At 66.7% G+C, this 26,719-nt stretch carries 21 protein-coding genes; 16 read left to right on the forward strand and 5 right to left on the reverse strand.

Features of this window, described 5'->3' with window-relative positions; all coding sequences use genetic code 11:
* Positions 1-25 precede the first annotated feature (25 nt).
* The gene (locus KIH79_RS00335; protein WP_219057554.1) at positions 26-2,221 is read left to right on the forward strand and encodes a hypothetical protein; all 2,196 of its coding nucleotides are present in this window, start codon (positions 26-28) and stop codon (positions 2,219-2,221) included.
* A 171-nt stretch (positions 2,222-2,392) separates the two neighbouring features.
* On the opposite strand, the gene KIH79_RS00340 is transcribed toward KIH79_RS00335, so the two are convergent.
* Together KIH79_RS00340 and KIH79_RS00345 are read right to left on the reverse strand one after the other, a co-directional pair.
* Entirely contained in the window at positions 2,393-3,100 is a 708-nt protein-coding gene (locus KIH79_RS00340; protein WP_219057555.1) for a response regulator transcription factor, read from the reverse strand.
* Between the two features lie 57 nt (positions 3,101-3,157).
* Complete coding sequence (locus tag KIH79_RS00345; RefSeq protein WP_219057556.1) at positions 3,158-4,360, reverse strand: sensor histidine kinase; 1,203 nt, start codon at positions 4,358-4,360, stop codon at positions 3,158-3,160.
* A gap of 286 nt (positions 4,361-4,646) precedes the next feature.
* On the opposite strand from KIH79_RS00345, the gene KIH79_RS00350 reads away from it, so the two are divergent.
* Genes KIH79_RS00350 through KIH79_RS00360 form a run of 3 tightly spaced genes read left to right on the forward strand, consistent with a single transcriptional unit; the run spans position 4,647 to position 8,417 of the window.
* Entirely contained in the window at positions 4,647-5,600 is a 954-nt protein-coding gene (locus KIH79_RS00350) for an ABC transporter ATP-binding protein (RefSeq protein WP_219057557.1), read from the forward strand.
* Positions 5,601-5,644: 44 nt separating this feature from the next.
* Positions 5,645-6,931: an ABC transporter permease gene (locus KIH79_RS00355; RefSeq protein WP_219057558.1), complete on the forward strand. Its 1,287-nt coding sequence runs from the start codon at positions 5,645-5,647 to the stop codon at positions 6,929-6,931.
* Positions 6,918-8,417, forward strand: coding sequence for an ABC transporter permease (locus KIH79_RS00360; protein ID WP_219057559.1), 1,500 nt, complete (start codon positions 6,918-6,920; stop codon positions 8,415-8,417). Before KIH79_RS00355 ends, KIH79_RS00360 begins: the two co-directional genes overlap by 14 nt.
* 15 nt (positions 8,418-8,432) lie before the next feature.
* Here KIH79_RS00360 and KIH79_RS00365 read toward each other — a convergent pair whose 3' ends face one another.
* From KIH79_RS00365 to KIH79_RS00375, 3 genes are all read right to left on the reverse strand, one after another.
* Positions 8,433-9,923: an ATP-binding protein gene (locus KIH79_RS00365; RefSeq protein WP_219057560.1), complete on the reverse strand. Its 1,491-nt coding sequence runs from the start codon at positions 9,921-9,923 to the stop codon at positions 8,433-8,435.
* Positions 9,924-10,269: 346 nt separating this feature from the next.
* The gene (locus tag KIH79_RS00370; RefSeq protein WP_219057561.1) at positions 10,270-11,616 is read right to left on the reverse strand and encodes a nucleobase:cation symporter-2 family protein; all 1,347 of its coding nucleotides are present in this window, start codon (positions 11,614-11,616) and stop codon (positions 10,270-10,272) included.
* A 33-nt stretch (positions 11,617-11,649) separates the two neighbouring features.
* Positions 11,650-12,231: a xanthine phosphoribosyltransferase gene (locus KIH79_RS00375; protein ID WP_219057562.1), complete on the reverse strand. Its 582-nt coding sequence runs from the start codon at positions 12,229-12,231 to the stop codon at positions 11,650-11,652.
* Between the two features lie 139 nt (positions 12,232-12,370).
* Here KIH79_RS00375 and KIH79_RS00380 point away from each other — a divergent pair, with 139 nt between their 5' ends.
* The 12 genes from KIH79_RS00380 to mltG all read left to right on the forward strand — a co-directional run bounded on the left by KIH79_RS00380 (position 12,371) and on the right by mltG (position 26,714).
* Complete coding sequence (locus tag KIH79_RS00380; RefSeq protein ID WP_219057563.1) at positions 12,371-14,275, forward strand: acyltransferase family protein; 1,905 nt, start codon at positions 12,371-12,373, stop codon at positions 14,273-14,275.
* A 154-nt stretch (positions 14,276-14,429) separates the two neighbouring features.
* Complete coding sequence (locus tag KIH79_RS00385) at positions 14,430-17,195, forward strand: ATP-dependent helicase (RefSeq protein ID WP_219057564.1); 2,766 nt, start codon at positions 14,430-14,432, stop codon at positions 17,193-17,195.
* Between the two features lie 236 nt (positions 17,196-17,431).
* Positions 17,432-17,839 carry a DUF4418 family protein gene (locus tag KIH79_RS00390; RefSeq protein WP_219057565.1) on the forward strand — a complete coding sequence of 136 codons (408 nt, stop codon included), beginning with the start codon at positions 17,432-17,434 and terminating at the stop codon, positions 17,837-17,839.
* A gap of 11 nt (positions 17,840-17,850) precedes the next feature.
* Positions 17,851-19,068 carry an FtsX-like permease family protein gene (locus KIH79_RS00395; RefSeq protein WP_219057566.1) on the forward strand — a complete coding sequence of 406 codons (1,218 nt, stop codon included), beginning with the start codon at positions 17,851-17,853 and terminating at the stop codon, positions 19,066-19,068.
* Positions 19,069-19,071: 3 nt separating this feature from the next.
* Positions 19,072-19,845 (forward strand): ABC transporter ATP-binding protein, encoded by a 774-nt coding sequence (locus KIH79_RS00400; protein ID WP_219057567.1) that lies wholly within the window; start codon positions 19,072-19,074, stop codon positions 19,843-19,845.
* A 253-nt stretch (positions 19,846-20,098) separates the two neighbouring features.
* Positions 20,099-20,725 carry a 30S ribosomal protein S4 gene (gene rpsD, locus KIH79_RS00405; protein ID WP_033495585.1) on the forward strand — a complete coding sequence of 209 codons (627 nt, stop codon included), beginning with the start codon at positions 20,099-20,101 and terminating at the stop codon, positions 20,723-20,725.
* Positions 20,726-20,835: 110 nt separating this feature from the next.
* The gene (locus KIH79_RS00410; protein WP_219057568.1) at positions 20,836-21,510 is read left to right on the forward strand and encodes a histidine phosphatase family protein; all 675 of its coding nucleotides are present in this window, start codon (positions 20,836-20,838) and stop codon (positions 21,508-21,510) included.
* 106 nt (positions 21,511-21,616) lie between these two features.
* A complete protein-coding gene (locus KIH79_RS00415) occupies positions 21,617-22,012 on the forward strand; it encodes a DUF948 domain-containing protein (RefSeq protein ID WP_219057569.1) in 396 nt (131 codons plus the stop codon).
* Positions 22,012-22,251: a hypothetical protein gene (locus tag KIH79_RS00420; RefSeq protein ID WP_219057570.1), complete on the forward strand. Its 240-nt coding sequence runs from the start codon at positions 22,012-22,014 to the stop codon at positions 22,249-22,251. The genes KIH79_RS00415 and KIH79_RS00420 overlap by 1 nt, the downstream gene beginning before the upstream one ends.
* A gap of 108 nt (positions 22,252-22,359) precedes the next feature.
* Positions 22,360-25,038 (forward strand): alanine--tRNA ligase, encoded by a 2,679-nt coding sequence (gene alaS, locus KIH79_RS00425; RefSeq protein ID WP_219057571.1) that lies wholly within the window; start codon positions 22,360-22,362, stop codon positions 25,036-25,038.
* An 8-nt stretch (positions 25,039-25,046) separates the two neighbouring features.
* The gene (gene ruvX, locus KIH79_RS00430; protein ID WP_219057572.1) at positions 25,047-25,499 is read left to right on the forward strand and encodes a Holliday junction resolvase RuvX; all 453 of its coding nucleotides are present in this window, start codon (positions 25,047-25,049) and stop codon (positions 25,497-25,499) included.
* Between the two features lie 24 nt (positions 25,500-25,523).
* Positions 25,524-26,714: an endolytic transglycosylase MltG gene (gene mltG / locus KIH79_RS00435; protein ID WP_236023480.1), complete on the forward strand. Its 1,191-nt coding sequence runs from the start codon at positions 25,524-25,526 to the stop codon at positions 26,712-26,714.
* Positions 26,715-26,719: the final 5 nt, after the last annotated feature.

Here is a 26,719-nt window from a genome sequence, read left to right on the forward strand (position 1 = left end):
GCCCCGGATGACGAAAACGAGCGTCATGCCGGTCCTCATCGCCGTTCTTGCGATCGTTCTCCTCGAACTGTTCGTCTTCAACCTGCCGTTCTGGCAGACGGTCGGCTCCCATCCCGAACAGGCCCGCGACGACGGCGTCGGTTCGGGTCTCGCCGTCGGATCGGACGGCGTCGCCGTCGTCACCGACCCCGACAACGCGTGGCGAGATCTGTCCGCCGGCCAGCCGATCGAATACCTGTACATGGGCCATTCGAACGCCGAACGCCCGCGTCAGGACGACGCCGTGCGCTGGCGGATCTCCACCGCGAAGAACACCGACGGCGGCTGGTACGACGCCAACGCCGACGTCGGCTACTCGCCCTCCTCCGAAGACTCCCGATACTCCCGGGTCGGCGGCCGCGCCACCCGCGTGCGCATCCGCTACCGGATGAGCAAGGGCTCGGTCATCCCGTACAACACGGTGACCGTGAATCCCCATGTGCCGATGCGGTTCAGCCCCTTGAGGCTCGCGCTCGAAGCCGTCGCCGCCCTGCTCGTCATCCTGTTCAGGCCCTCGTCGCCCCTCTACCGGATGCGGTTGGCGCGAACCCGAGCCTGCCTTGTCCCGCTCGCCCTGTGCGCCGCGTTCGCATGCCTCGTGCCGCTCGGCCTGTTCGCCATGGCCGCCCCGCAGGACAGTCCCGAACCGGTCTACTGGGACTTCTACGCCACATGGCAGGCCACCGACCAGTACCAGCGGCTCGCCGACGCGATCCTCCACGGCCGTGCATGGCTCGACTATCCGGTCAACGACGCGTTCGCGGCCATGACCAACCCGTACGACACGCGCTCGCGCACCCGGCTTGCCCTGAACCACCCCGACGTGCTCATCTACTTCGACGTCGCCTTCCATGACGGGCGCTACTACAGCTATTTCGGGGTGCTGCCGGCGCTTCTCCTGTTCGCCCCGTTCAAGGCCGTGACCGGCATGCCGTTGCCCACCAACGCAGGCATCGCCGTCGTCGCCCTGCTGGCCGGCGCCGCATGCTCCCTGCTCGCCGTCCAGATCGCCCGGCTGATCGGCCGTCGCCGCCCCGTTTCGCTCGGCGCGACCATGCTCGCCATGATCGCGTTCATGCTCGGCAACGGCATCGCCATGCTCATCCAACTCGGCCTGTTCTACCAGATCCCGCAGGAGCTGGCGGTCGCGTGCGCGGCCGGCGGCCTCGCCGCATGGATCCAGGCAAAACTGCACGGTCTCGATTCTGGCGCCCTCGACAGGCGGTTCCTCGCCTTCGGCTCGCTGCTCATGGCGTTGACGATCGCAAGCCGGCCGCATGTGGTCGTCGCCTCCCTGATCGCCATACCCCTGTTCACCGACGAGATCCGCCGTCTGCGGCGGGCAGGATTGCACGACCGCCGCGGGCTCCTGCACGAGGCGGTCGTCTGGGCGTGCGCGCTCATCCCGTACGCGGTCGTGTTCCTGCCCCAGTTTGCGTACAACATGGCCCGATTCGGCTCGCCCACGGACTTCGGCGCCACCTACAACCTCACCGGCTACGACATGACGCATTTCCACGCGCCGCTGACCCAATACCCGGCGTTCTTCTTCCACTATCTCCTCCAACCGCCGAACCTGACCGCCCACTTCCCGTTCGTCGGATGGGACGGGATACCACTGACCACATGGCGATCCGAACACCCGCATTTCGGCGGATGGTTCATGACCGACGCGCCGTTCGCGTTCGTCCTGTTCACGATTGCCATATGGCGGCCGCTCATGGCCCGCGTGCGGGCCACGGGGCTTGTCGCCGGGGCGCTCGCGTGCGCGGGGCTCGCCTTCCTCGTCGACGTGCGCATCACCGGCGTCGACTATCGTTACGAGATCGACTTCGCGTGGATGATCATGATCGCCGTGGCCGCGGTGCTGTATGCGCTCGACACGGGGCTCGGTACGCTCGGCGCGGGCAGCGCTGACGGCGGCGTTGCGGATGCGGGGGAGGCCGACGCCGCGGTCGCGTCGGAGTCGGATCCCGTTCCGGCCAGGAAGAAGGACGGGGACCCGGTCGGAAAGACGCTCCCGTTCGACGCCCGCGCAGCGTTGCGGCGGCTCGTGTTCGGCTGGTTCACGGCGGGGGTCGTCGCCGCGTTGCTGTTCCTGTTCTTCAAGCAGTTCGCGCACGGCATGAACATGCCCGTGCGCATCTGGTGGGACGTCGCCTCCTGGTTCCTGTTCATGTGAGGGAGCCTCGCGCATCACGATTGATGCGCAGACAGTCGATGCCGGAGAGGGTCGTAAGCGCGGCGGACGCGTCTGTCGTATTCGACGCGGAACCGGCGATGAGGCGCGCTGCGGGCCGCGCCCGCTCCCCGATCGGCAGCCCAGCGAGCGCCACGATCCCCACGCTCCGTCTTACCGGTGTTCGCGTATCCACAGAATCGCGAGCTGCGTGCGGTTCGTCAGTCCCATTTTGTCGAGGATGCCGCTGATGCGGTTGCGCACCGTGCCTTCACTCAGGAACAGTTTGGCGGCGATGTCGCGGTTGTCGAGGCCTTCGGCGACCAGCGCGGCGATGTCGCGGTCGCGTTCCGGCAGCGCTTCGAGCGCGGCCCGGTCGGCGGCGTGATCCTGCCGGCGGCCGACTGCAGATGCGATGCCGGATGACGAGTTGGATAAATCGACCGCATCGGCTGCGTCGTGCGAAGGTCCGTCGCCCGACAGCTTGCCGAGCACTTCCGCTCCGAGCACGATCTGACCGGCCATGACCGCCTGCAACGCCGGTCCGACCGACGCGACGTCCTGTTTGATGAGATAGCCGCGCGCGCCGAGCGACACCGCCTGCGTGATGTACGACCTGTCCGCGAACGTGGTCAGAAACAGGATCTTCGCGCCCGGATCTTTGGCGAGGATCTCGCGGGCCGCCGTCAGACCGTCCTTGCCGGGCATCTGCACGTCGATGAGCAGCACGTCCGGCCGGCTTGACGGCGAGCGGAAATACTCCGTCACCGCCGCGTTCCCGTCGTTCGCCGTCCACAGCACGTCCGCCGTGCCCGTCGCCGACAGAATCGTCGCCAACGACTGGCACACGATCGGATCGTCGTCCGCAATCGCCGTTCTCATCGCCGCTCCCCGTCCAAGATGCCCAATCGCCAGCCGGCGACGCCGGAGCGCCGCCGATCATGGCTGTCCGTCATGATCATGGTAGGTCCACTGCCGCTTGGGAATCGTGACGAACACGCGCCAACCGCCGCCGTACGGGCCGCACGACGACGTGCCGCCGAGCGCGCGCACGCGACGCTCGATGTCGGCCAATCCCATGCCGCGCAACGATTCGGCGTCGCCGTCGGGGCCTGTGGCGTGAGATTCGTTGGCCGCCGGTCTGGCCGGTCCCGGATCCTGCACGACCAGCTGCCAGATCGCCGGAAAGTCGCGCAGCGTCACGCTTGCCGAACGCGCGTCGCTGTGCCGGGCCACGTTCGACAGCGATTCGCGGATCACGGCGGCGAAGCAGCGGGTGACCGGCGCCGGCGCGCCCATGATCTCGTTGGACAGGGACACGGCGAAATCGGGCGACGCCTCGCCGAACGTGTGCGCCGCATCCGCGATCTGCGCGGCGAAATCCGTGCCGTCGTCCTCGAGATCGTGCACGGAGCGGCGCACCATCGTCATCGCCTCGTTCAGCGTGCCGTTCAACGCGTCGAAGCCCTGCGCGGCGACCGTGTCGCCCGTCGCGTCAGCCACGGCCTTGCCCGCCTGCGACTGCATGATCGCGCGCGTGAGCAGATGCCCGACATTGTCGTGGATCTCGCGGGCGATGCGCGTGCGCTCGTTGAGCGTGGCCGCATGTATCGACTGGGCGCGTTCCTCGGCGACGTCGGCCAGTCGACGCCGGTTGACGCGGCCGCTGTCACGGGCCAGATCCTGCGTATGCCGCAGCGATCGGCGCAATCCGGTGACGGTCTCGCGTGACCGGCCGAGCGTCATGCCGATGACGGCGAGCAGTCCGGTGAGCATCATGACCGTGCGGTCGGTTGCGGCCGACGCCCGCACGACCGCGACGACGATCGGCGCGAGCGGCAGGCAACGGGCCAGCCGGTCGGCACGCGCGTCGCGCATCAGCGCCGGCAGGCGCGGCGCATCATAGGCCACGGCCGGCAGGAATGCGCACCATGGCGGCAACAGCAAGGCCGACGCCATGAACAGGCAGGGCGCCGCGGCGGCCAAAACCGGGGGAGTGCGCCGCGACATCAGCCATTCGGCCAGACAGGACGACGAGACCGCGGCCAGCAGACCGATCAGCGACAGGGAACCAAAGCCGGACAATGCCGCCACGGCCGTTCCGCAGGCCAGAAGCAGGGCTTTCTCCAGCAAGATGAGCATGCGGCTCATCGTAGCCGGTTCCCGGGATGCGACGGCGCGATCCCGGGAACCGGCAAACGAACATATCCGAACATGGCGCACACTGCGAGCGGCGGCATTCCAACGATTGCGAGAACAACCGAACATGCGCCGGTTCCCGGGAAATTTCGCCGACAATCCCGGGAACCAGGACCACGGCAAATCCATGACAAATGTCACGGGCATCCGGCCAAGTCGTGACGGATGGCTGTGGCGCGGCCATGCCCCGACGCGCGATGATGAAGACACCCCAAGGAAAGGAGCGGACATGACCGACAACAATGCGACGCCGGCCGTCCACGTCAGCCAGCTGGTCAAACGATACGGCGACATGGTCGCGCTCGACTACTTCGACCTCGACGTGCGACAGGGCGAGATCTTCGGCCTGCTCGGCCCCAACGGCTCCGGCAAGACCACCGCCATCAACTGCATCCTCGCGTTGCTCACCTACGATGCCGGCACCATCCGCGTGTTCGGCCAACCGATGACACCGACCTCATACGCGCTCAAACGCCGCATCGGCATCGTGCCGCAAAACGTCGCCGTGTTCAACGAGCTGACCGTCACCGAGAACATCGACTACTTCTGCTCGCTGTACGTGCCCAAAAAAGCCGACCGCGCGCCGCTCGTCGAAGAGGCGATCGACTTCGCCGGGCTGCAGGACTTCCGCAGGTTCCGTCCCGGCAAGCTCTCTGGCGGCCTGCTGCGCCGCCTCAACATCGCCTGCGGCATCGCGCACCGGCCCGACCTGATCTTCTTCGACGAGCCGACCGTGGCCGTCGACCCGCAAAGCCGCAACGCCATCCTCGAAGGCATCCAGAAGCTCAACCAGGCCGGCGCGACCGTGATCTACACGAGCCACTACATGGAAGAAGTCGAACAGATCTGCGACCGCATCCTCATCATGGACCACGGCCGCCACCTCGCGCTCGGCACGGCCGACGAGCTCAAGGCCATGATCGACACGGGGGAGCGGATCACCATCGAAACGTTCGACCTGACCGACGACGCGCTCGCCGCCGTGCGCAATCTCGCATTCGTGATCGAAGCGACGTACGACGGGCGCGAACTGGCCGTGCGATGCCGGCGCGGCGACCACAACCTCGTCGATTTGATCGGCGTGCTGCGCGGCGCGGGCGCGAACATCGGACACCTGACCAGCCGTCCGCCGAGCCTCAACGACGTGTTCCTCGAACTGACCGGCAAGGCGCTGCGGGACTGACGGGCGCGACCCGCTCATCCACCCGGCAAGGAAAGGAGAACGCCATGCGGAGCACCTTCATCGTCTCCCTGAAATCGAACCTGCGCAACACGAGCGCGCTGTTCTGGCTCATCGTGTTCCCGATCGCGCTGTCGACCATGTTCAACGTCGTGTTCGGCGGACTGGACAAGGCCATGAGCATCACGCCGGTGCCGGTCGCCGTCGTCGAGGACGCGAACTGGACGAACGCGGTCGGCGCGGACACGCTCATCACGGCACTGTCCGGCAAGCAAACCGACAACGGCAAGACCGGCACGGCCAACGGCGCGGGCACGACGACGGACGGAGCGGACACGCTCATCGGCGACATCAGCGTCGACGTGCGACTGCTGGACGCCACCACGGTCGCCTCCGCGACGAAAGCCCGCGAGCTGCTGGACAGCGGGACAACGGGCGGCATCATCGCCGCCGACCACGACGGGCGGCTCGCGCTCACGCTCAGCTCCGACACCGTCGCCAACGCCAACAACAGCACGGGCGCGGTCGGACTCGACGTCTCCCTCGCCGCGCTCGACAACGTGCTCGACCAGTACAACCGCACCGGCGCAACCGTGCGGGCCGCGCTCAAGGACAATCCGGCCGCCGCGATCACCCGCGACTTCTGGCATGGCATCGGCTCGGCCATGAACGGCACCACAGAGGTCACGCTCACCAACTTCAAACCCGCCGCGATGGCCAGATACTACTACGCGCTCATGGGCATGGCCTGCCTGATGGCCATGTCGACCATGATCTACACGGTCACCACGGCCCAGGCGAACCTCTCCGCGCTCGGCATACGCCGCACGGTCGCGCCGCTCGGACGGGCCAGGCAGCTCGTCGCCGGATTCCTCGCAGGCTGGCTGTGCTCCTGCGTGTGCCTGCTCGTCGCGCTCGCCTACATCCGCTACGTCTGCGGCATCGAGGTCGGCGGGCGCGAGCCGCTGGCCGTGCTCGCCGTGATCGTCGCATCGTTCATGACCTGCTCGCTCGGCACGATGATCGGCGCGATACCCAAGCTCACCGCGGGCGTCAAACAGGGGCTGTCCACCGCGATCTCCTGCGGACTGTCGCTGTTCAGCGGCCTGTACGGCGGATTCGCCATGGAACTGAGCGACCTGATCTCGCGCAGGGCCCCGCTGCTCGCCGACATCAACCCCACCCAGCAGGTCACCAACCTGTTCTATTCGCTCATGTACTACGACAGCTATCAGCCGTTCGCCCGCACCTGCGCCGTCCTGCTCGCGATGAGCGCGGTGTTCCTTGCGGCCGGCGTGATCATGCTCAGGAGGCAACGCTATGAACACCTGTAAGGCCACCGTGCGCGTCCTGCTCGCGCACCGCACGTACATCATCATCTATCTCGTGCTCATGGGCGTCATGATGTTCGCGCTCAGCTGGTCGCAGATCACCGCCGCCAACCGGCCCGTCGCCGACACGTACGAGCCGGGCAAGGTCAGCGTCGCCGTCGTCGACCGGGACGCGAACCGTGACGGCATCGCCGAATCCCTGCGAGATTATCTGACCGCGTCGGCCACCTTGGTCGAGTTGGACGACGACCCGGAGTCGCTGCAGCAGGCCGTCGCCTCGAACTGGACCGACCTGATCGTCATCATTCCGGACGGCTATGCTCAGCGGTTCCTCGAATCCGCGCGATCCGGCGGCGACATGCCGAAGGTCGAGACGGTCACGAGCTACACGTCGGGCGCCGGCACGATCGGCAACATGACCGTGAACGGGTTCCTCTCGCTCATGAGGATCGCGCTGATCGGAGAACATGCGCAGGTCGATCAGACGGAACTCAAGGCATGGGTCGAACGCATGGCGGCGAACTACGCCGCAGGCGGGGGAGCCGATACAGGCTCGGCCTCGCGGTCGGCCGGGCAATCGTCCGGCCGGCAGACCGCGGGGGCGGACGGCGACTGGTCCCGGTTCATGGACGGTTCGCTTTCGTTCGACCTCGATTCGCTGCCGGAAGGCTCGCTGTCCGGCCTGACGGCGGACGACGTGCGCCAAGCCGCCGTCACCGCCGCGAAAACGGCGCACGACGCGAACGCCAACCGTCCGATCGCGGTGGAACGGTCCGCGTCGCGCGACGACCGGAATGCCGGCGCGGCGAATCCCGTCGCGTCCGGGTTCGGCGACACGATGAAGACCGCGCTGTATCCGCTGTTCCTCACGCTGAGCGTGTGCGTGAGCCTGGTGGCGCACGTGTTCGGCTCCGGCGAACTGCGGCGCAGGCTTGCGGCGTCTCCGGTCGCCGCGTCGATCGGGCTGAAGCGCATGGGCGTGCTGTGCGCGTTCGCGCTGCTGATCTGCGCGGCCTATCTGACGGCGGCGCTCGGGCTGACGGTCGCGGCCGGCGCCAATGTCGCTTCGCTGCCGGCCGCCGGCGTGGCGATGACGTTCGCATCGGCCTGCATGTTCAGCCTCATGTGCGTTGCTTGTGGGTTCATGCTCGGCGAATTCGGCGCCTCCGACATGGCCGCCAACGCGTTCGCCAACGTGTTCGGCCTGCTCCTCATGTTCACGTCGGGACTCTCGTTCCCGATCAGCATGATGCCCGACGCGGTCGTCGCGTTCGTCAAGCTGACGCCCGGCTGGTGGTACACCTCGTCGATCGACATGGCGCTCGGCGTCGGCGCGGACGGCCTGAACGCATCCGGTTGGCTGGGCGGGATCGGCATCGTCGCGCTCTACACGGTGACGTTCGTGTGCATCGGGCTGGCGGTGGGACGCGTCCGCAGGGCACGGCCCGTGGACACGGCGCCGGCGCTCACCCAGCTTGCCGAAGCGTGATGCGCGAGACGCACGTCACGAGGACCGGCTGATGTTCAGACGGTACCGTTGGGCCGGATCATCCTGGAATCGCACCGGGGTGACCCGGCCTTCGCGCAGCAGTTCGCGCAGGCCGGCGGTGGCGGCGAGCGGCGTGAGCTGCAATTCGCGCATGATTTCCTTGGCGCTCATCGCCGAATGGCGTTCCAGCACGGTGGTGATCGCCTTGGACACGTCGCCGGGCGAGCCGAGCCGCGCGGTGCGCTGCTTGGTGATCGTCATGGTGAACGTGTTGATCGTGTTCACCGTGGTCGCCGGCTCGATGCCGGCCTCGCGCAGGGCGGCGGCGATGCGCTGGTAGCCGTCGCCGCCCTCCGGGTTCACGTAGCCGCCGCCCGGATACGGGGTCGATTCGAGCAGCGTGAACAGGAACTGGTTGCGGGTCGACTGGAACGGCGTGCCCGACACCGGATGGGGATCGGTGAGCACGTCGTGCGTGACCGTGCCGTACAGGCCGCCCGGATTGGCGATTTCGATGCGGTCGGTGAACACGTTGACGTGCACCTGCGTGCCGCGCGCGTCGGGGGAGTAGTCGCGGTGCGTGAGCGCGTTCGCGATCGCCTCGCGCAGCACGACGGGCGGATAGTCCGGTTTCTTGGCGCCGATCCAGTGCATCAGCGATTCGACCGTGTCGTCGATCATCACCGGAATCGGCCCGACGATCGACTTGGACGCGACCAGCCGCTCGTCGCCGCGGAACACGTCGTTGAGACTGGTGCCGGGGAACACGGCGATCGTGACGCCCAGCCGCGGATAGTATTTCTGCGGGTAGCGTCCCAACGCCAGCAATCCGGCGAGCGTCGGGCGCAGGACCCCGCCGACGTGCGCTTCGTCCGAATCGTCGTGGCGCAGCACCTGCAGGTCCAGCAGCGTGTCGACGTCGCTGCGCCCGGCGAACACGTGCGGATGCTGCTCGCGCACCCGTTCCAGCAGACCGGACACGAGCACGGGATCCAAGTCGTCGAGAGCGGCGTTCGGCACGATGTCCAGATCGTAGGTGGGCTGCAGATGCTCCTCGATGAGACGGTCCACCTCGTACGGGTTCATGTGCCGGTCGCCGTCGCCGGTGCGGATGTACGAGCCGCCGTACGGCCCCTGCTCGGTCAGATAGCACGGCTTGTCGCGCGGCAGCATTTCGTCCACGCGCGCGAACACGAGGTTCGATCCCTCGAACGGGCAGGTCACGATCGTGGGCCTGACCGGCGGCGTCATCTTCTCGCACGCCTGGCTGAGCGACTCCTGCATGGCCCGCGCGTTGAATCCCTCGACCGGCGTGAACCCGGCCTTTTCCGACAATCCGAGAATGATCCAGCCGCCCGAACCGTTCGAGAACGCGGACAGCGTGTCGGTGATGGTCGACGAGATGCGCCGCTTGCACTCCTTGACCTCGCACTGCTGCGTGTCGTTGCCGATCAGACGCATCAGTTCGATCAGCTCGGTCATCTTCGCGGTGTAGTCGTCGGTCATGGGCCTGCCTCCTTGACACCATTGTGCCGCAGCGCGGGCCGCCATACCGCCGGTTCATGGAGAATTCACATAGAGGAAAGGCTTCCCGCCGTAATCGACGGGAAGCCTTGGGATGGTGATTATGACTGGTGCCTTGTCGGTTGCAATGCGATGGGTTTGACTACCCCTCAGTCACTTCGTGACAGCTCCCCTGACAAGGGGAGCCGAGAATGCAACCGAGCACTGGTTATGTGCGGCGGATCATATCCGTTTATTTCCCGCTGCGAACAGCGAGACCGTGTGTTATTTTCGCTCTTCGCCGCGAGGCTGTGCTTACTGTTCCGCGCTCTTCGCCGCGAGGCTGTGCTTACTGTTCCTCGCTGCGAGCAGCGAGGAAGTGCTCCTCGCTCGGCAGGACGGCGTTGAGGATGACGGCGACGACGAAGGCGACGGCGATGCAGTTCGAGGCGAAGATCTGCTGGAACAGGGCCGGGAACTGGCTGAAGATGTCGCTCACCTGCGTGAAGCCGATGCCGATCGTGAGGCTCAGCGCGGCGATGGTGATGTTGCGCTGCGAGAAGCCCGCTTCGGCGATCATCTGGAAGCCGGAGAGGATGATGTTGCCGAACATCATGATCGTGCAGCCGCCGAGCACGGCCTGCGGCAGCGAGTTGAACACCTCGGCGATGGCAGGCACGAAGCTCGCCAGCACGAGGATCAGACCGCCGGAGAGGATCACCTTGCGGTTGACGACCTTGGTCATGGCCACGAGTCCGATGTTCTGCGCGAACGAGGTCAGCGGCAGGCAGCCGAACAGGCCGGACACGGAGGAGATCAGGCCGTCGCCGGCGATCGCGCCGGCGGTTTCGCGTTCGGTGGGCTGGCGGTTCAGGCCGACCTTGGTCAGCGCGGCGGTGTCGCCGAGCACCTCGACCGAGGAAACGACGTAGAGCAGGCCGAGCGAGATGATCGAACCCCAGTCGAACGTCGGCTTGAACGGCATGAACTGCGGCAGGGAGACGATGGCGAGGTTCTGGAAGCCGGAGAAGTCGACCTTGCCCATGGCGATCGCGACCACGTAGCCCACGACGAGGCCGAACAGCACGGACAGCTGCTTGGCGGTGCCTTTCATGAGCAGCTGGAACGCGAGGCAGGCCACGAGCGAGATCAGGCCGAGCGTCAGGTTCTGCCAGCTGCCGAAGTCCTTGGCGCCCGAACCGCCGCCGAACGAGGTCGCGCCGACGTTGAGCAGCGAGAAGCCGATCGACGTGACGACGATCGCGGAGACGATCGGCGGCACGAACCGGCGCCAGTACTTGGCCGTCAGGCCCAGCACGAGCTCGAGCAGGCCGCCGACCATCACCGCGCCGACGACCGCACCGTATCCCTTGTCGGCGCTGATCGCGACGGCCGCGGCGACGTAGGTGAACGAGATGCCGGTGACCATCGGAAGCCTCGAACCGATGAGCCATGCGCCGTACAGCTGCAGGCAGGTGCCCAGACCCGCGACCAAGAGGCCGGCCTGGATGATCGCCGCGGACTGGGCGGCGTCCATCTTCGCGGCCGAGGCGACGATGAAGATCGGGGCGAGGTTCGCCACGAACATGGCCATGACGTGCTGCAGGCCGAACGGGATGCCCTTCCAGAACGAAACGGGCGCGTCGAGGCTGCTCAGCGCCTCGAACGAGACGGCTTCGGATTGCTTCTTAGACAATGGGTTCCTCTCTTCCTGTTCTTCTCTTGGGGATCAGTGACGGAACTCGATCTCGCCGGTTTTCGGATCCATCGACTCGACGATCGCGAGCGAATCCACGTCGTAGCCCTCCTCGCGCAGCTGGTCGCCGCCGCCCTGGAAGCCCTTTTCCACGGCGATGCCGATGCCCTCGACGGTCGCGCCCGCATGCTTGCAGATGTCGATCAGGCCGTGCAGCGCCTTGCCGTTGGCGAGGAAGTCGTCGATGAGCAGCACGTGGTCCTCGGGGCCGAGGTACTTGCGGGAGACGATCACCGGAAACTCGCGCTGCTTGGTGAACGAGTACACGGTCGTCACGTACTGGTCGCCGTCGAGGTTGATCGACTGCGCCTTCTTGGCGAACACGACCGGCACGTTGCCGAAATGGCGGGCCGCGACGCACGCCATGCCGATACCGGATGCCTCGATGGTGAGGATTTTGGTAATGTTTTTGCCGGCGAAATGCTCGGCCCACGCCGCGCCCATCGCGTCGTAGAGCGCCACGTCGCACTGGTGGTTCAGGAAAGCGTCGACCTTGAGCACGTTGCCTTCCTTGACGGTTCCTTCCTTGCGGATGCGTTCCTCGAGTTCCTTCATACAACCCCTTTTGCGTTGCGTTCGGCCAGTAATGACAAATGGCCAGTTTACGCCGTGCAGATGACCTCGAACCGGTTGGCTGAGCCGTCGCGCAAGGCCGGCCGGGATGTGTCTCGGGGTGTCGTAGTATTGCGGGGTGATGGAAACAGAACAGCAGGAAACGGTGCGGCAGCAGGGGCAGCCGCAGACCCCGGCCCGTGCGCGGTACCGCAGCATGGACGGCATCAAGGGACTCGCCCTCATCGGCATCATCTGGTATCACCTTTCGCCCCTTTCGCTGCACGGCGGATTCGTGGGCGTGGACATGTTCTTCACGGTCTCCGGCTTCCTGCTGGGCCTGAGTTTGTTGCGCGAATGCATCGCGCGAGGCGCCGTCGACGTGAAGCGCTTCTACCTGCGCCGCATCGTGCGCCTGTGGCCGGCCATGGCGTTCATGGTCGCCGCGACCGTCTCGCTCGACTACCTGTTCGACCGCGACGCGCTGGTGGGCATCGCCGGCAAAAGCATCGCGGCCGTCACCTTTACGTCAAACTGGTACGAGATCTTCACCGGCGGCAGCTATTTCGCCTCCACGTCGCCCCAGCCGCTGCGCCACCTGTGGTTCGTGGCCTTGCTCGCGCAGGTGACGATCGTGCTGCCGTGGCTGGTGATGCTGGTGCGCAAGACGGTGCCCGAACGGCTCCGCGTCGCCGTGCCGCTCGGCATCGCCGTGGTGTCCGCGCTGCTCATGTGGGTGCTGTACCGGCCCGATGCGGACCCGACCCGTGTGTACTTCGGCACCGACACGCACTGCTTCGGCATCATGTTCGGTTTGGCGCTGGCATGGCTCGTGATCGAATCCCAGCGTTTCGCATGGCCGATGTCCGACGCGGCGAGGCGGGTCGCCCCGTGGCTGGCCACCGTCGCGATGGTGTGGCTGATCGTGCTGATGATGCGCGTCGATCAGGACGCGTCCGCCTTCCGCGGCGGACTGCTGACCGCGGCCGTGCTGTCCGTGGTGCTGCTGGCAGGCAGCATCACCTCCGATTCGTGGATGGAAGACCTGTTCGTCTGGCGGCCGCTGGCGCTGCTGGGACGCTACTCGTACGGCATCTACCTGTGGCATTGGCCGCTGTTCCTGATGTTCCAGTCGCTGCTGCCCGGTTGGCGCGGCCGCGGCATGTGGCTGATCCGCCTGCTGGCGCTCGTGTGCGCCGGGGCGATGACCGCGCTCTCTTGGTGGCTGGTCGAACGTCCGCTCGCCCTGCTCATCGACCCGTCGAAGAAGACGGACAGGGACGGCCGCAAGCTGTTCGGCGTGGACCCGTCCGTGGCCCGCATCGTCGTCGCCGTGCCGCTGGTCATCGCGCTCGTCGTCGGCTGCGTGTTCGGCTATCGCAACGCTCCCGCCAAGTCCAGCGTTCAGCAGATGCTCGAAACCAACCAAAGCGTGCTCGACCAGCAGGCGCACAAGCGCGCGTCCGACGCCAAGGCCGCCGCCGAGGCGAAGCGCCGCGCCGCCGAGGAAGCGAAACGGCGTGAGCAGGCCAAGGCCGAAGCCGAAAAGACGCTGACCGGCGACCAGGTCACCGTGGTCGGCGATTCGGTGACCGTCGGCTCGTCCCCGGCGCTCAACGACCTGCTGCCAGGCGTCGTCATCGACGCGAAGGTCTCGCGCTTCGTGCGCGACGCGCCCGGCATCATCGCCAACCTCAAGGCTCAGGGCCAGCTGCGCAAGTACGTCGTCGTCTCGCTCAACACAAACGGCACCGTCACCCCGCAGGACTACGAGGACATCGCGGCCGCGGCGGGCGACGGCCACGTGCTCGTCATCGTCAACGGCTACGGCGACCGCACGTGGATTCCCACGGCGAATCAGGCCGCGGCCGACTACGTGCGCGCGCATCCGTCGAGCGCGACCATCGCCGACTGGAACGGCGCGATCGGCGCGCACACGGACATGCTCACCAGCGACGGCATCCACCCGGAGCCGGAAGGCCAGAAACTGTACGCGCAGATCGTCAAGGACGCGATCGTCGGCTGGATCGCCGACCACGCCGACTGATCGCACGGCCTGCGGCGGCCGTCGGCTGCGGACGGCGTCGCTGACCGCAACATATGGTAGACAAGTAGGGCCGCGGGCAACCCCGCGGACAGACGGACACGGGCCCGCAGCGCGCGGGCCCGGACACAAGAAGCCAAGAAGCAAGGGGAGTAGCGTGCAGCAGGATCCGGACCTCATCGCAAGAACCGCGAACGAACTCGTCGGCGACCTCAACCCGCAGCAGGCCGAAGCCGTCCAATACCGAGGCCCCGCCCTGCTCATCGGCGCGGGCGCCGGCTCGGGCAAGACCCGCGTGCTCACGCGGCGCATCGCCTACATCCTCAGCCAATTCGGCGCGTGGCCGAGCCAGATCCTCGCCATCACGTTCACCAACAAGGCCGCCGCCGAAATGCGCGAACGTCTTTCCGCCCTCATCGGCCCCGTCGCCGAACGCATGTGGGTGTCGACCTTCCACTCGGCCTGCGTGCGCATCCTGCGCCGCGACGGCAAGTCCATCGGACTCGACTCCGGCTTCTCGATCTACGACACGGCCGACTGCGAACGGCTCGTCAAGCTCATCGCCGCCGACCTCAACATCGACGTCAAGCGCTACACGCCGCGCGCGATCCTCTCGCGCATCTCCGACTACAAGAACAACCTCGAAGGCTGGCAGGACAAGCTGCGCGAGCAGGCGCCCGACTACCGTCCCGGCCAGCGCGGCTACCAAATCGGCAACCCGGGCAACGCGGAGGCGCTGTACGCGATTGTCTACGCCGAATACCAGCATCGTCTCGCCGCCGCGAACGCCGTCGACTTCGACGACCTGATCGGACGCACCGTCGAACTGCTGCGGCGCGATCCGGCCGTCGCCGACTACTACCGCCACAAGTTCCGCTACATCCTCGTCGACGAGTATCAGGACACCAACCACGCGCAGTACGTGCTCATCCGCGAACTCGCCGGCGTGGACGCGGCCAAGGGCGCGCCGGCACCGGCGAACATGCCGTACGCCGGGCGCGAGGGGCAGGCGTGGATCACCGTCGTCGGCGACTCCGACCAGTCGATCTACGCGTTCCGCGGCGCCGACATCCGCAACATCCAGGACTTCGAGCAGGACTTCCCCAATGCGAAGACCATCATGCTCGAACAGAACTACCGTTCCACTCAGACCATCCTCGACGCGGCGAACGCGGTCATCGCCCACAACGAGGGACGCAAGCCGAAGAAGCTGTGGACCGCGCTCGGCAAGGGCGAGCCGATCGTCGGCTACGCGGCCGACAACGCGCAACAGGAAGCCGCTTGGATCGCCGGCGAAATCGCGCGCCTGCACGGCGAGGAGAACATCGGCTACTCCGACATGGCGATCATGTACCGCGCCAACGCGCAGTCGCGCTCGCTCGAGGAGGCGCTCATCAACGCCGGGCTGCCGTACCAGCTTGTCGGCGGCACGCGCTTCTACGAACGCCGCGAAATCAAGGATGCGATCGCCTATCTGCAGGGCATCGTCAACCCGGCCGACGACGTGAACATGCGGCGCATCCTCAATGTGCCCAAGCGCGGCCTCGGCGCCCGGGCCGAGGCGATCGTCGCCGGATACGCCGAAACGAACGCGATCCCGTTCTACGCGGCCATCGAGCGCCTCGACTCGATCGAGGGCGTGCCCACGCGCACCGCCAACCAGCTGCGCGCCTTCCGCGACCTCATGGACGGGCTGCGCAAGTTCGCCGCCGACCCGGCCAACCGTCCGAGCGACATCGTGGCCGAGGTGCTCTCCAAGTCCGGGCTGCTCGACGAACTGAAGAAATCCGAAGACCCGCAGGACGCCTCGCGCGTGGAAAACCTGTCGCAGCTGCAGTCCGTGGCCGCCGAATTCGAACAGAACACGCCCGACGCGACGCTCGCCGGATTCCTCGAGACCACCGCGCTCGTCGCGGACTCCGACCAGCTGCCGGGAGAAGGCGAGGACTCCGGCAAAGTGACGCTCATGACCCTGCACACCGCCAAGGGCCTCGAATACCCGGTCGTATTTTTGACCGGCATGGAACAGGGCACGTTCCCGCACTCGCGCGCCATGGAGGACGCGAGCGAACTGTCCGAAGAGCGCCGTCTCGCCTACGTGGGCATCACGCGCGCCAAGCGGCGGCTGTACGTGACGCGCGCGGCCGTGCGCGCCCAGTGGGGACAGGCCAACGAGATGATGCCCAGCCAGTTCCTCGACGAGATTCCCGACGGTCTGATCGATTGGAAGCGCCGCGAGGCCGGCGTGGAGCGCATGCGTGCGAACTGGTCGAACGGCGGGTTCGACGACGACGAGTTCGGCGGATGGGGCGACGACGACTTCGGCGGCACGACATACGGCGGTTCGGCGTACGGTTCCGGCTCGCGCGGGGGATCGTACGGATCCTCGTCCTCGTACGGATCGTACGGATCGACCGGCTCGACGTACGGATCGTCGTCGTACGGTTCCTCCTACGGTTCGTCCGATTCCGGATACGGTTCGTCGTACGGATCGGGGACGCGGCGATTCGGCGCGAATGCCGGTTCACGCTCCCGCAGCGGTTCCGGCACCGGATCGCGGTCGGGCTCCTCCTCGAACGGTCGTTCCGGCTACGGCTCCCGCTCGTACGGCTCGTCCGGCTCCTCGTACGGCTACGGTTCCGGCTCGGGATCGTCGTCGCGCAGCGGCCGCGTCACCACGCGCCGCGTCGCGCCGAAAGCCGCCGGCTCGTCGTCCGCGGCGGGCAGCGCGGGCACGCCGCGCGACAACGGCCTGAACATCGCCGATTTCCACGTCGGCGACCGCATCACGCACGACATGTACGGCCTCGGCACCATCGTCGACACGCTCGACAAGGGGCCCAAGTCGGTCATCACCGTCGATTTCGGATCGGCGGGCACCAAGCGGCTCATGCTCAACCGTGCTCCTATCGAAAAGCTCTGACGAGCTTTTCGATAGGAGCCTTCGCGGCACAGCCGCTCACTTCGCCTACGGACAGTCCGCTGGACTGTCCGCTTGACGGCTCAGCTATCGAAAAGCTCTGACGAGTTTTTTGAGGGGAGCCTTCGTGGGGGAGGGCTGTATCGGAAAGAGCGGAAAAAGTCAAGTCTTGTTTTTCTGATTTGCCGCTGGCATAATCTGCACAGTTCACGGGAAACAGAAAGTTACGAGAGGAAGACATGACCCGCAAACTGTTCGTCACCCTGCCCGCCATCGTGCTCGGCGCGCTCATCGCCGTCGCCCCGCAGACCTTCGCCTACGTGTGCAAGGTCGAGGACGGCATGAAAATGGCCTGCCACTACACCGCGCAGGCCGCGCTCGGCATCGGCGTCGTCATCGCGCTGCTCGGCGTGATCGGCCTGTTCGTCGAGCCCAAGGTCCGCGCCGGCCTCAACATCGCCGTCGCACTGAACGCGCTGCTCGCCGTCGCCGTGCCGACCGTGCTCATCGGCGTGTGCAAGGGCGCGATGATGCACTGCCACATGGTCACCCTGCCGACGCTCATCGTGCTCGGCGCGCTTGCCGTCGTCTTCGCGGCGATCGCCGTGCGGCTGGACCTGACCGGCGCGAAGAACGCGGGACGCTGAGGATTCCGGCCATGCCTCACGTCACCCTCGGCAGCCTGCCGTTCGAGAACCTCAAGCGCAAGCCGTTCCGCACGGCCGCGCTCGTCATCGTCGTCACCATGCTCACCGTCGCGTTCTACGGCGGGGCTTTGCTCGCCACGAACCTCAAGGCGGGCCTCAGCAGCATGCAGGAGCGCATGGGCGCCGACCTCATGGTCGTGCCGCAGAACACCGGCGCCAAGGCGGAGGCGCTGCTCACCAGCGGCGGCTCGAGCACGTTCTACTTCACCAACGACATCGAACGGGCCGTCGCCCAGGCGGACGGCGTGAGCCAGGTCACCGCGCAGACGTACATTTCCTCGCTCGCCGCCGCCTGCTGCGACGAGAAGGTGCAGATCATCGGCTTCGACCCGGCCACCGACTTCGTGATCGAACCGTGGATCGCCTCGCAGTACGACCGCACGCTCAAGGACGGCGAGGTCGTCGCCGGCGCGAACATCAACGTGTCCGCCAACGGCACGATCAAGCTGTACAACCACGAGTTCCCGGTCGCCGCGCAGCTCGCCTCCACCGGCACCAGCCTCGACAACTCGGTGTTCGTCAACGAATCCACCATCCCCGCCGTCGTCTCGTACTCCGCGAAAACCGGCCACGCCGCCATCCCTGCCGAATACGCCGACAAGGCCGTCTCCGCGGTGCTCGTCAAGACCGGCGACGCGGACGCGAAAACCGTCGCCGCGAACATCGCCGAAACGGTCAAGGCCGACGGCGTCACCGGACTCGGCTACGTCTACCCGGGCGGCGTGACGGCCTCCACCAAGGCCAGTCTCGACGCGATCATCGGCTACGCCGGCCTGTTCCTCGCCGTGTTCTGGGTCATGGGCCTGATCGTACTGCTCGCCGTGTTCGCCTCGTCGATGAACGAACGCAAGCGCGAGTTCGCCGCCTACCGCATCATGGGCGCGACACGCGGCATGCTGGTCGGCGTCATCGTGCGCGAATCCGCGACGGTCGGCCTGATCGGCGGCCTGATCGGCATCGGCTCCGCATCGCTTGCGATCCTGCCGTTCAACACGCTGATCGGCGCGCGCCTGCAACTGCCGTACCTGCAGTCCGGCGCGTTCACCGTGCTCGCGCTGGCCGTCGCCGGACTCGCGTTCGCCGTGGCCACCGGCCTGATCGCGTCGGTCGCGGCGGCGGTCAAGCTGTCCGCCCCGGAAACGTACCTGACGCTGCGCGAGGGGGAGTAAACGATGCCCGTGCTTGACATCCGCTCGCTGACCCGCGAATTCAACCGTCGCGACAAGCCGTTCGCCGCCGTCGACCACGTCGGCCTGAGCGTCGACGCCGGCGAGTTCGTCGCGATCGTCGGCCGGTCCGGCAACGGCAAGACCACGCTGCTCAACCTGATCACCGGACTGCTCAGGCCCACGTCCGGCACGGTGAGCGTCGACGGGCTCGACGTCGCCTCGCTCGACGACCGCACGGCGTCCGCCATGCGCAACCGCACGATCGGCTTCGTCACCCAGTCCGCCACGCTGCTGGGCAATCTGACGGTGCTCGACAACGTGATCCTGCCGGCCGTGATGGCGGGCGACGATCGCGACGCGGCATCGGGCAACGGCGACGTCGCGACGGTCCCCGCCGCTCCCGCCGACCCGGACATGCCCGACGTGATCGCGCCCGAGCAGCACGAAGCCGGCGACGACCCGCTGGTCCGGCGTGCCCGCGCGCTGCTCGCATCACTGCAGGTCGACGACCTTGCCGGATGCTATCCGAAGGAGCTGTCCGGTGGCGAAATGCGGCGCGTGTCCATCGCCCGAGCGCTGATGAACCGGCCGAAACTGCTCATCGCCGACGAGCCGACCGGCGATCTCGACGCGGACAGCACGGCCGTCGTCATGCGTCTGCTGCGCTCGACCGCCGACGACGGCACGGCGGTGCTTATGGTCACGCACGATCCGGATGCGCTCGCGTACGTCGACCGCACGCTGCGCATGGATCGCGGCCGGCTTGCCGCGGCGTGACGATTGCGGCGTGACGGCCGGGTGCGGACACGCGCTGTCCGCACCCCGTGTGTATAGTTGACGATTGGTGTGCGCCGCGAGGCCGCACCGTCTGGAGCCTTGGCCCATCAGCGGGTCGGCGACCGGGAACCGCACGGTTCCCCGCCGTTCGCGCTCGTCGCGGAAAGCGCTGGAGAGGCTGGCTCAGCGCGCCGGTCGCAAGATCGTCGCGTTTCCGTTCAGACAACGACAGAACAACAAAAGGAATAAACCAATGACGAACGTTCAGCGTTCCCGCCGTCAGGTGCGCCTTTCCCGCGCCCTCGGCATTGCACTGACCCCGAAGGCTCAGCGCATCTTCGAAAAGCGTCCGTACGCCCCGGGCGAGCACGGCCGCACCCGTCGCCGCACCGAGTCCGATTACGCGGTCCGTCTGCGCGAGAAGCAGCGTCTGCGCGCCCAGTATGGCGTGTCCGAGAAGCAGCTCCGCCGCGCCTACGAGGAGGCCACCCGCACCGCCGGCCAGACCGGCAACGCCATGCTGACCGACCTCGAGACCCGTCTGGACAACCTGGTCCTGCGTGCCGGCATCGCCCGCACCACCGCCCAGGCCCGTCAGTTCGTGGTGCACCGTCACATCCTCGTCGACGGCAACATCGTGGACCGTCCGTCCTACCGCGTCAAGCCGGGCCAGACCATCCAGGTGAAGGCCAAGAGCCAGACCATGGTTCCGTTCCAGATCGCCGCCGAAGGCGTACACCGTGACGTGCTGCCGGCGGTTCCGGGCTACCTCGACGTGAACCTCGCCTCCCTGAAGGCGACCCTCACCCGCAAGCCGGAGGTCGAAGAGATCCCGGTGCAGGTCAACATCCAGTACGTCGTCGAGTTCTACGCTCGCTGATCTGGATTCTCTACCAACTGTAAGAATTTACAGCTTAAGGACATACATACGCGCGAACGCCCCGTGGCCCAAGGCCCGGGGCGTTCGTGTATCCCGGCTATATTGAAACCATGATTCTGCATCTGCATCTGGTCCGCCACGGGCAGACCACGTTCAACCGCTACAACCGACTGCAGGGCTGGTGCAATTCGCCGCTGACCGAATCGGGCCTCGCCGACGCCGACAAGGCCGGACGCAAGCTCGCCGGCTACGATTTCGCCGCCGCCTACTGTTCGGACACCACGCGCGCCGAGGTCACCGCCGCGCGCATCCTCGACATCAACGAGGCCGCGGGGCATGCCCGTCCGGCGCTGGTCGCCGACATGCATTTCCGAGAACAGTGCTACGGCTACTTCGAAGGTCAGGACATGTCGCTCGCGTGGACGGCCGCCGGCGGGCCCCACGGCGCGAGGAACTACAACGACATCGTCGCCAAGTTCGGCCTCGCGGCCACGCGCGACTTCCTCAAGGAAGCCGATCCGTTCCACGATGCGGAATCCGACGAAGAATACTGGACGCGCGTGGAAGGCGCGTTCGCGCTGATCGCCGGCAACCCCGATCTCACGGACGGCGACGACGTGCTGCAGATCTCGCACGGCAACACGCTGCTCAGCCTCGCCCACCGCTTCGGCGGAGCCGATCTCGACCTGAGCGAGAGACCGGCCAACGGTTCGGTCACCGACGTCGACTTCGACACGGACAAGCCGTTCGCCCAGGCGCTCACGATCACGCGATACAACCAGTGAACGCCGTCCGCGCCCAATCGTCCGGTTGCGCGCGTCGCGTCCGTTGGCTAGTGTGGTGCGGGTATTGTGTGCACGGGTAATGCCGTGATGCAGGAAAGAGGTTCTGATGGGTGTTGGAGAAATCGCCGGCCTGATCGCCGCGATCGCGTTCGCCGTGCTCGCGGGGTTCATGATCTACCCGCTGATCCGCCTCGGCAAGCTGTTCGACCAGATCGCCGAAACGGTCAAGGAGTCCGGCGAACACGCGATTCCGGCGCTCGACGAGGGCGTGACCACCGTCAGGCAGGTCAACAAGTCGCTCGAGGACGTGAACCGCATCTCCGCGGCGGCCTCCGCCACCGCCAACAACGTCGGCGCGCTCACGGACCTGTACGGTTCGTTCCTCGGCAAGCCCATCATCAAAATCGCCTCGGCCACGTACGCGCTCAAGTCCACGGCGCAGTCCTTCCTCGCGAAGCAGGGCGTCGGCGGCGCGAACGGCAACGCGACCAAGGGGGAGTGATGCTCAAGCGAATCTTCTGGCTCGGCCTCGGCTTCGCCGCCGGCGTGATCGCCGTGTCCAAGGCAACCGCCTACGTGAAGGCCAACACACCCGACGCCATGCGCCAGTTCGTGCTCGGTCCCGACCAGGATCACGTGACCATGCGCACCCTCGAAGGGCTCGTCAACGAATTCAACGCGACGCGCCGAGCCCGCGAGGCTGAGCTCAACAGGACCTACGTCGAGCGCGCGAGCCGGTAGTCGCGCGACCGACCGTCCACTTTCCGCACAGCATCTATCGGACGGCAAACCACAACCATCCGGACGGCGCCCGCGCGCCGCCCAAATACAAGGAGTCCAATCACACTTATGCGCACTTCAGAAATCGCGAAGCGCTATCTCGACTATTTCGGCAAGCACGACCATCTCATCGTGCCGTCGGCGTCCCTGATCTCGCCGAACCCGACGACGCTGTTCACCATCGCCGGCATGGTGCCGTTCATCCCGTACCTCATGGGCGAGCAGACCCCGCCCAAGCACCGCATGGCCTCCAACCAGAAGTGCGTGCGCACGCTCGACATCGACGAGGTCGGCAAGACCACCCGCCACGGCACCTTCTTCCAGATGCTCGGCAACTTCTCCTTCGGCGACTACTTCAAGGAGGAGGCCATCCACTACGCGTGGGAGCTGCTGACCACCCCGCAGGACCAGGGCGGCTACGGCTTCGACCCGGAGAAGCTGTGGATGACCACCTTCACCGACGACGAGGAAGCCCGCTCCCTGTGGAAGAACGAGGGCGTCGACCCCGAGCACATCCAGATCATGGGCATGGAGGACAACTTCTGGACCACCGGCGGCCCCGGCCCCGGCGGCCCGTGCTCCGAGATCTACGTCGACCGCGGCCCCGAATACGGCGTCGAGGGCGGCCCGATCGCCGACGAGAACCGCTACATCGAGATCTGGGACCTCGTCTTCGAGAACTACGAGGTCGACAACGTCAAGTCCAAGACCGACCTGCACATCGTCGGCGAGCTCGAAAACAAGAACATCGATACAGGCGCCGGCCTCGAGCGCCTCGCCTACCTGATGCAGGGCAAGCAGAACATCTACGAGACCGACGAGGTCTTCCCGGTCATCGAGGCCGCCGAACGCCTGTCGGGCCGCAAGTACGGCGAGGACGAGAAGGCCGACGTGAAGTTCCGCGTCGTGGCCGACCACGTGCGCTCCGCCCTGATGATCATGTCCGACGGCGTGCGCCCGAGCAACGTCGGCCGCGGCTACGTGCTGCGCCGCCTGCTGCGCCGCACCATCCAGGCCATGCGCGTGCTCGGCGTGACCGATCCGGTCATCCCGGAGCTGCTGCCCGTGTCCAAGGACGCGATGGTCGCCTCCTACCCGGAGCTCAACGACACGTTCCACGACGTGTCCGAAGCCGCCTACGGCGAGGAGGACGCGTTCCGCCGCACGCTCGACAACGGCATCCAGATCCTCGACGTGGCCGTGGCCAACGCGAAGAAGAGCGCCGACCCGACCGTCTCCGGCGACGACGCGTTCACGCTGCACGACACCTACGGCTTCCCGATCGAGCTCACCCTCGAAATGGCGGCCGACCAGGGCGTCAAGGTCGACGAGGCCAAGTTCCGCGAGCTCATGAGCGAGCAGAAGTCCCGCGCCCGCGCCGACGCGCTCAAGAAGCGCCACAACGTGGACCTGTCCGTCTACGACGACTTCAAGAAGACGCTCGCCAAGCCGATCGACTTCCTCGGCTACACGGACTTCTCCGCCCGCGGCACCGTCATCGGCATCATGCAGGAAGGCAAGGGCTCCGTCCCGGCCGTCACCGCCCCGGCGAACATCGAGGTCATCCTCGACCGCACCCCGTTCTACGCGGAGGCCGGCGGCCAGCTCGCCGACCAGGGCGAGATCCTGTCCGACGACGGCGCGGTGCTCGAGGTCGACGACGTGCAGAAGCCGATCAAGGACCTCATCGTCCACCAGTGCCGCCTGACCGAAGGCACCCTCGTGGTCGGCTCCCCGGTCAACGCGAGCATCGACCTCGACCGCCGCGGCGCCATCGCCCGCTCGCACACCGCCACGCACATGGTGCACAAGGCGCTGCGCGAGGAACTCGGCCCGCAGGCCACCCAGCGCGGCTCCGAGGACGCCCCGAACCGCCTGCGCTTCGACTTCCAGTGGTCCAAGGCCCCGTCCAAGACCGTGATGAACGCCGTCGAGGCCCGCGTCAACGAGAAGCTGCGCGACAACCTCGCCGTCACCACCAAGGAAATGAAGTTCGACGACGCGATCGCGCTCGGCGCGATGCACCTGTTTGGCGAGAAGTACGGCGACATCGTGCGCGTCGTGTCCATCGGCGAGGACGGCTGGAGCCGCGAGCTGTGCGGCGGCACCCACGTCGACCACGTCGGCAAGATCGGCATGGTCAACATCATGTCCGAAGCGTCCATCGGCTCCGGCGTGCGCCGCGTCGACGCGCTCGTCGGCGCGGGCGCGTACGATTTCAACGCCCGCGAGCACGCGCTCGTCTCCCAGCTGAGCGACAAACTCAACGCCCGTCCGGACGAGCTCGCCGAGCGCGTGAACACGCTGCTCGCCAAGCTCAAGGAATCCGACCGCCGTCTCGCGGCCATGTACGAAAGCCAGCTGGCCGCGGCCATGCCGGCGCTCGTGGCCGAGACGCGCGCGTCGTCCGCTCCGATCAAGGTCGCCGCGAAGAACGTCGGCCACTTCGGCTCGTTCGACGCGCTGCGCAAGACCGTGCTCGACGTGCGCGCCCAGCTCGGCGACGAGGCGCCCGTCGTGGTCGCCCTCGCCGGCGTGTCCGAAGACGACAAGCCGATGGTCGCCGTGGCCACCAACGAGGCCGCCCGCAAGGCCGGCATCAAGGCCGGCGACCTCGTGCGCGGCGCGTCCAAGATCCTCGGCGGCGGTGGCGGCGGCAAGCCGGACTTCGCCCAGGGCGGCGGCGCCGATGCCTCGAAGATCGACGAGGCGGTCGCCGCGCTGAAGAACGAGGCGCTGAAAGGCTGAGTCGCCTGGTGGTATGGCTCGGCGTTGATTTGGGTGACGCCCGGGTCGGACTTGCGCTGTCCGACCCGGAGCTCACCCTCGCGCACCCTGCAGGCAATGTCAGGGTGTTCGGTGATTCATTTCAGGCATTGGACGACGTCATCGGCGTCATAGAGGACGAATCGGTGGAACGCGTCGTGGTGGGACTGCCGCTGCAGCTCGACGGCACCGAAGGCAAAAGCGCCAAGAAGGCACGCCGTTGGGCGGCGAATCTCGCCAGACGAATGCAGGACTACATCGATGCGGGGGAGTGCGCCGTCGCGCAGGTTCCCGACATCATGCTGCTGGACGAACGGCTGACCACGGTCAGCGCGCACCGGCAGCTGAACGAAGCTCAGATCTCCGGCCGCAAGCACCGTCCGGTGGTCGACCAGCAGTCTGCGGTGGTGATACTGCAGTCGGCGTTGGACGCGAACGAGTAGAGACGGAAAACGGGGAGAGAACCATTGGGTGAGGATCTCGAGCATTTTTTCTCTGATGAGGGAGCCGGGGACGACGCGCATGGCGACCTGTTCGACATGCCGCCCCAGCCGCCGGCGTCGCGCAGCGAAATGCGACGCCGGCGCGAGCGGATCCGCCGTCGCAGGCTGATCACCGCGGTCGCGGCCGTCGTCGTCATCGTGCTGGTCGTCGCCCTCGGCGTCACCGGCATGGGCAAGCTCAAGGCGTGGCGTGACGCGCGCAACGGCAGCAACGTCACCGTGGTGCAGGATTACAGCGGTCCGGGCGACGAGGACGTGACGTTCACCGTGTCGAGCGGTCAGGGAGCCGGCGAAATCGCGGAGAACCTCGTCAAAGCGGACATCGTCAAGTCCGCGTCGGCGTTCACCAACGCGGTCGCGGCCGCCGACGCCACGCTGTATCCGGGATCGTTCGCGCTCAAGACGCATATGAAGGCGTCCGACGTCGTCGCGATCCTCTCCGATCAGAGCAAGGCCAGCGGCTTTTTGGAGGTCAAGCCCGGCGAACGGCTCAGCGACGTCATCGCCAACGCCTCGGCGCTGGACGGCTTCGATGCGGCGGCGTTCAAAAGCCTGCTCGAAGGCGACGGCAGCGGCATCCTGCCGAGCGAGGCCGGAGGCAGCTTCGAAGGCTGGCTCGAACCCGGCGTATACAACGTGCAGGACCGTAAGGCCGCCGACGTCGCCAAGGACATGGTCGAGGCGCGCATCGCCAAACTCGACGAGCTCGGCGTGCCGTCGGGCAGCAAGCGCGAGGACATCCTCAAGATCGCGTCCATCGCCGAGGCCGAGGTCAACTCCGAGGAATACTACGCGAAGGTCACCCGGGTCATCGACAACCGCATCGAACAGGGCATGACGCTCGGCATGGACACCACCGTGGCCTACGGGCTCGGCATCAAGGCCAGCGAGCTGACCGACGCCCAGCTCGCGGACGATTCCAACCCCTACAACACGCGCGTGCACACCGGACTGACGCCCACCCCGATCAGCAATCCGGGCGACAACGCCATCAAGGCGGCCCTCAACCCGGAGGAAGGCGACTGGCTGTTCTTCGTCACCGTGAACCTCAAGACGGGCGAGACGAAATTCACCACCGGCAGCCTCGACCAGCAGAACGCGCAGTTCGAGCAATACGTCAAGGAATACAAGACCAACAACGACAACGCGAACTGACCGGC

Source organism: Bifidobacterium miconis, assembly GCF_019331735.1.
Lineage (GTDB): Bacteria > Actinomycetota > Actinomycetes > Actinomycetales > Bifidobacteriaceae > Bifidobacterium > Bifidobacterium miconis.

What these genes read in the sequence shown, in the direction of transcription:
- KIH79_RS00335 (WP_219057554.1), top strand. Translation starts at nt 26, where the DNA reads ATGCCGGTCCTCATCGCCGTTCTTGCGATCGTTCTCCTCGAACTGTTC.
- KIH79_RS00340 (WP_219057555.1), bottom strand. Translation starts at nt 3,100, where the DNA reads ATGAGAACGGCGATTGCGGACGACGATCCGATCGTGTGCCAGTCGTTG.
- KIH79_RS00345 (WP_219057556.1), bottom strand. Translation starts at nt 4,360, where the DNA reads ATGCTCATCTTGCTGGAGAAAGCCCTGCTTCTGGCCTGCGGAACGGCC.
- KIH79_RS00350 (WP_219057557.1), top strand. Translation starts at nt 4,647, where the DNA reads ATGACCGACAACAATGCGACGCCGGCCGTCCACGTCAGCCAGCTGGTC.
- KIH79_RS00355 (WP_219057558.1), top strand. Translation starts at nt 5,645, where the DNA reads ATGCGGAGCACCTTCATCGTCTCCCTGAAATCGAACCTGCGCAACACG.
- KIH79_RS00360 (WP_219057559.1), top strand. Translation starts at nt 6,918, where the DNA reads ATGAACACCTGTAAGGCCACCGTGCGCGTCCTGCTCGCGCACCGCACG.
- KIH79_RS00365 (WP_219057560.1), bottom strand. Translation starts at nt 9,923, where the DNA reads ATGACCGACGACTACACCGCGAAGATGACCGAGCTGATCGAACTGATG.
- KIH79_RS00375 (WP_219057562.1), bottom strand. Translation starts at nt 12,231, where the DNA reads ATGAAGGAACTCGAGGAACGCATCCGCAAGGAAGGAACCGTCAAGGAA.
- KIH79_RS00380 (WP_219057563.1), top strand. Translation starts at nt 12,371, where the DNA reads ATGGAAACAGAACAGCAGGAAACGGTGCGGCAGCAGGGGCAGCCGCAG.
- KIH79_RS00390 (WP_219057565.1), top strand. Translation starts at nt 17,432, where the DNA reads ATGACCCGCAAACTGTTCGTCACCCTGCCCGCCATCGTGCTCGGCGCG.
- KIH79_RS00395 (WP_219057566.1), top strand. Translation starts at nt 17,851, where the DNA reads ATGCCTCACGTCACCCTCGGCAGCCTGCCGTTCGAGAACCTCAAGCGC.
- KIH79_RS00400 (WP_219057567.1), top strand. Translation starts at nt 19,072, where the DNA reads ATGCCCGTGCTTGACATCCGCTCGCTGACCCGCGAATTCAACCGTCGC.
- rpsD (WP_033495585.1), top strand. Translation starts at nt 20,099, where the DNA reads ATGACGAACGTTCAGCGTTCCCGCCGTCAGGTGCGCCTTTCCCGCGCC.
- KIH79_RS00410 (WP_219057568.1), top strand. Translation starts at nt 20,836, where the DNA reads ATGATTCTGCATCTGCATCTGGTCCGCCACGGGCAGACCACGTTCAAC.
- KIH79_RS00415 (WP_219057569.1), top strand. Translation starts at nt 21,617, where the DNA reads ATGGGTGTTGGAGAAATCGCCGGCCTGATCGCCGCGATCGCGTTCGCC.
- KIH79_RS00420 (WP_219057570.1), top strand. Translation starts at nt 22,012, where the DNA reads ATGCTCAAGCGAATCTTCTGGCTCGGCCTCGGCTTCGCCGCCGGCGTG.
- alaS (WP_219057571.1), top strand. Translation starts at nt 22,360, where the DNA reads ATGCGCACTTCAGAAATCGCGAAGCGCTATCTCGACTATTTCGGCAAG.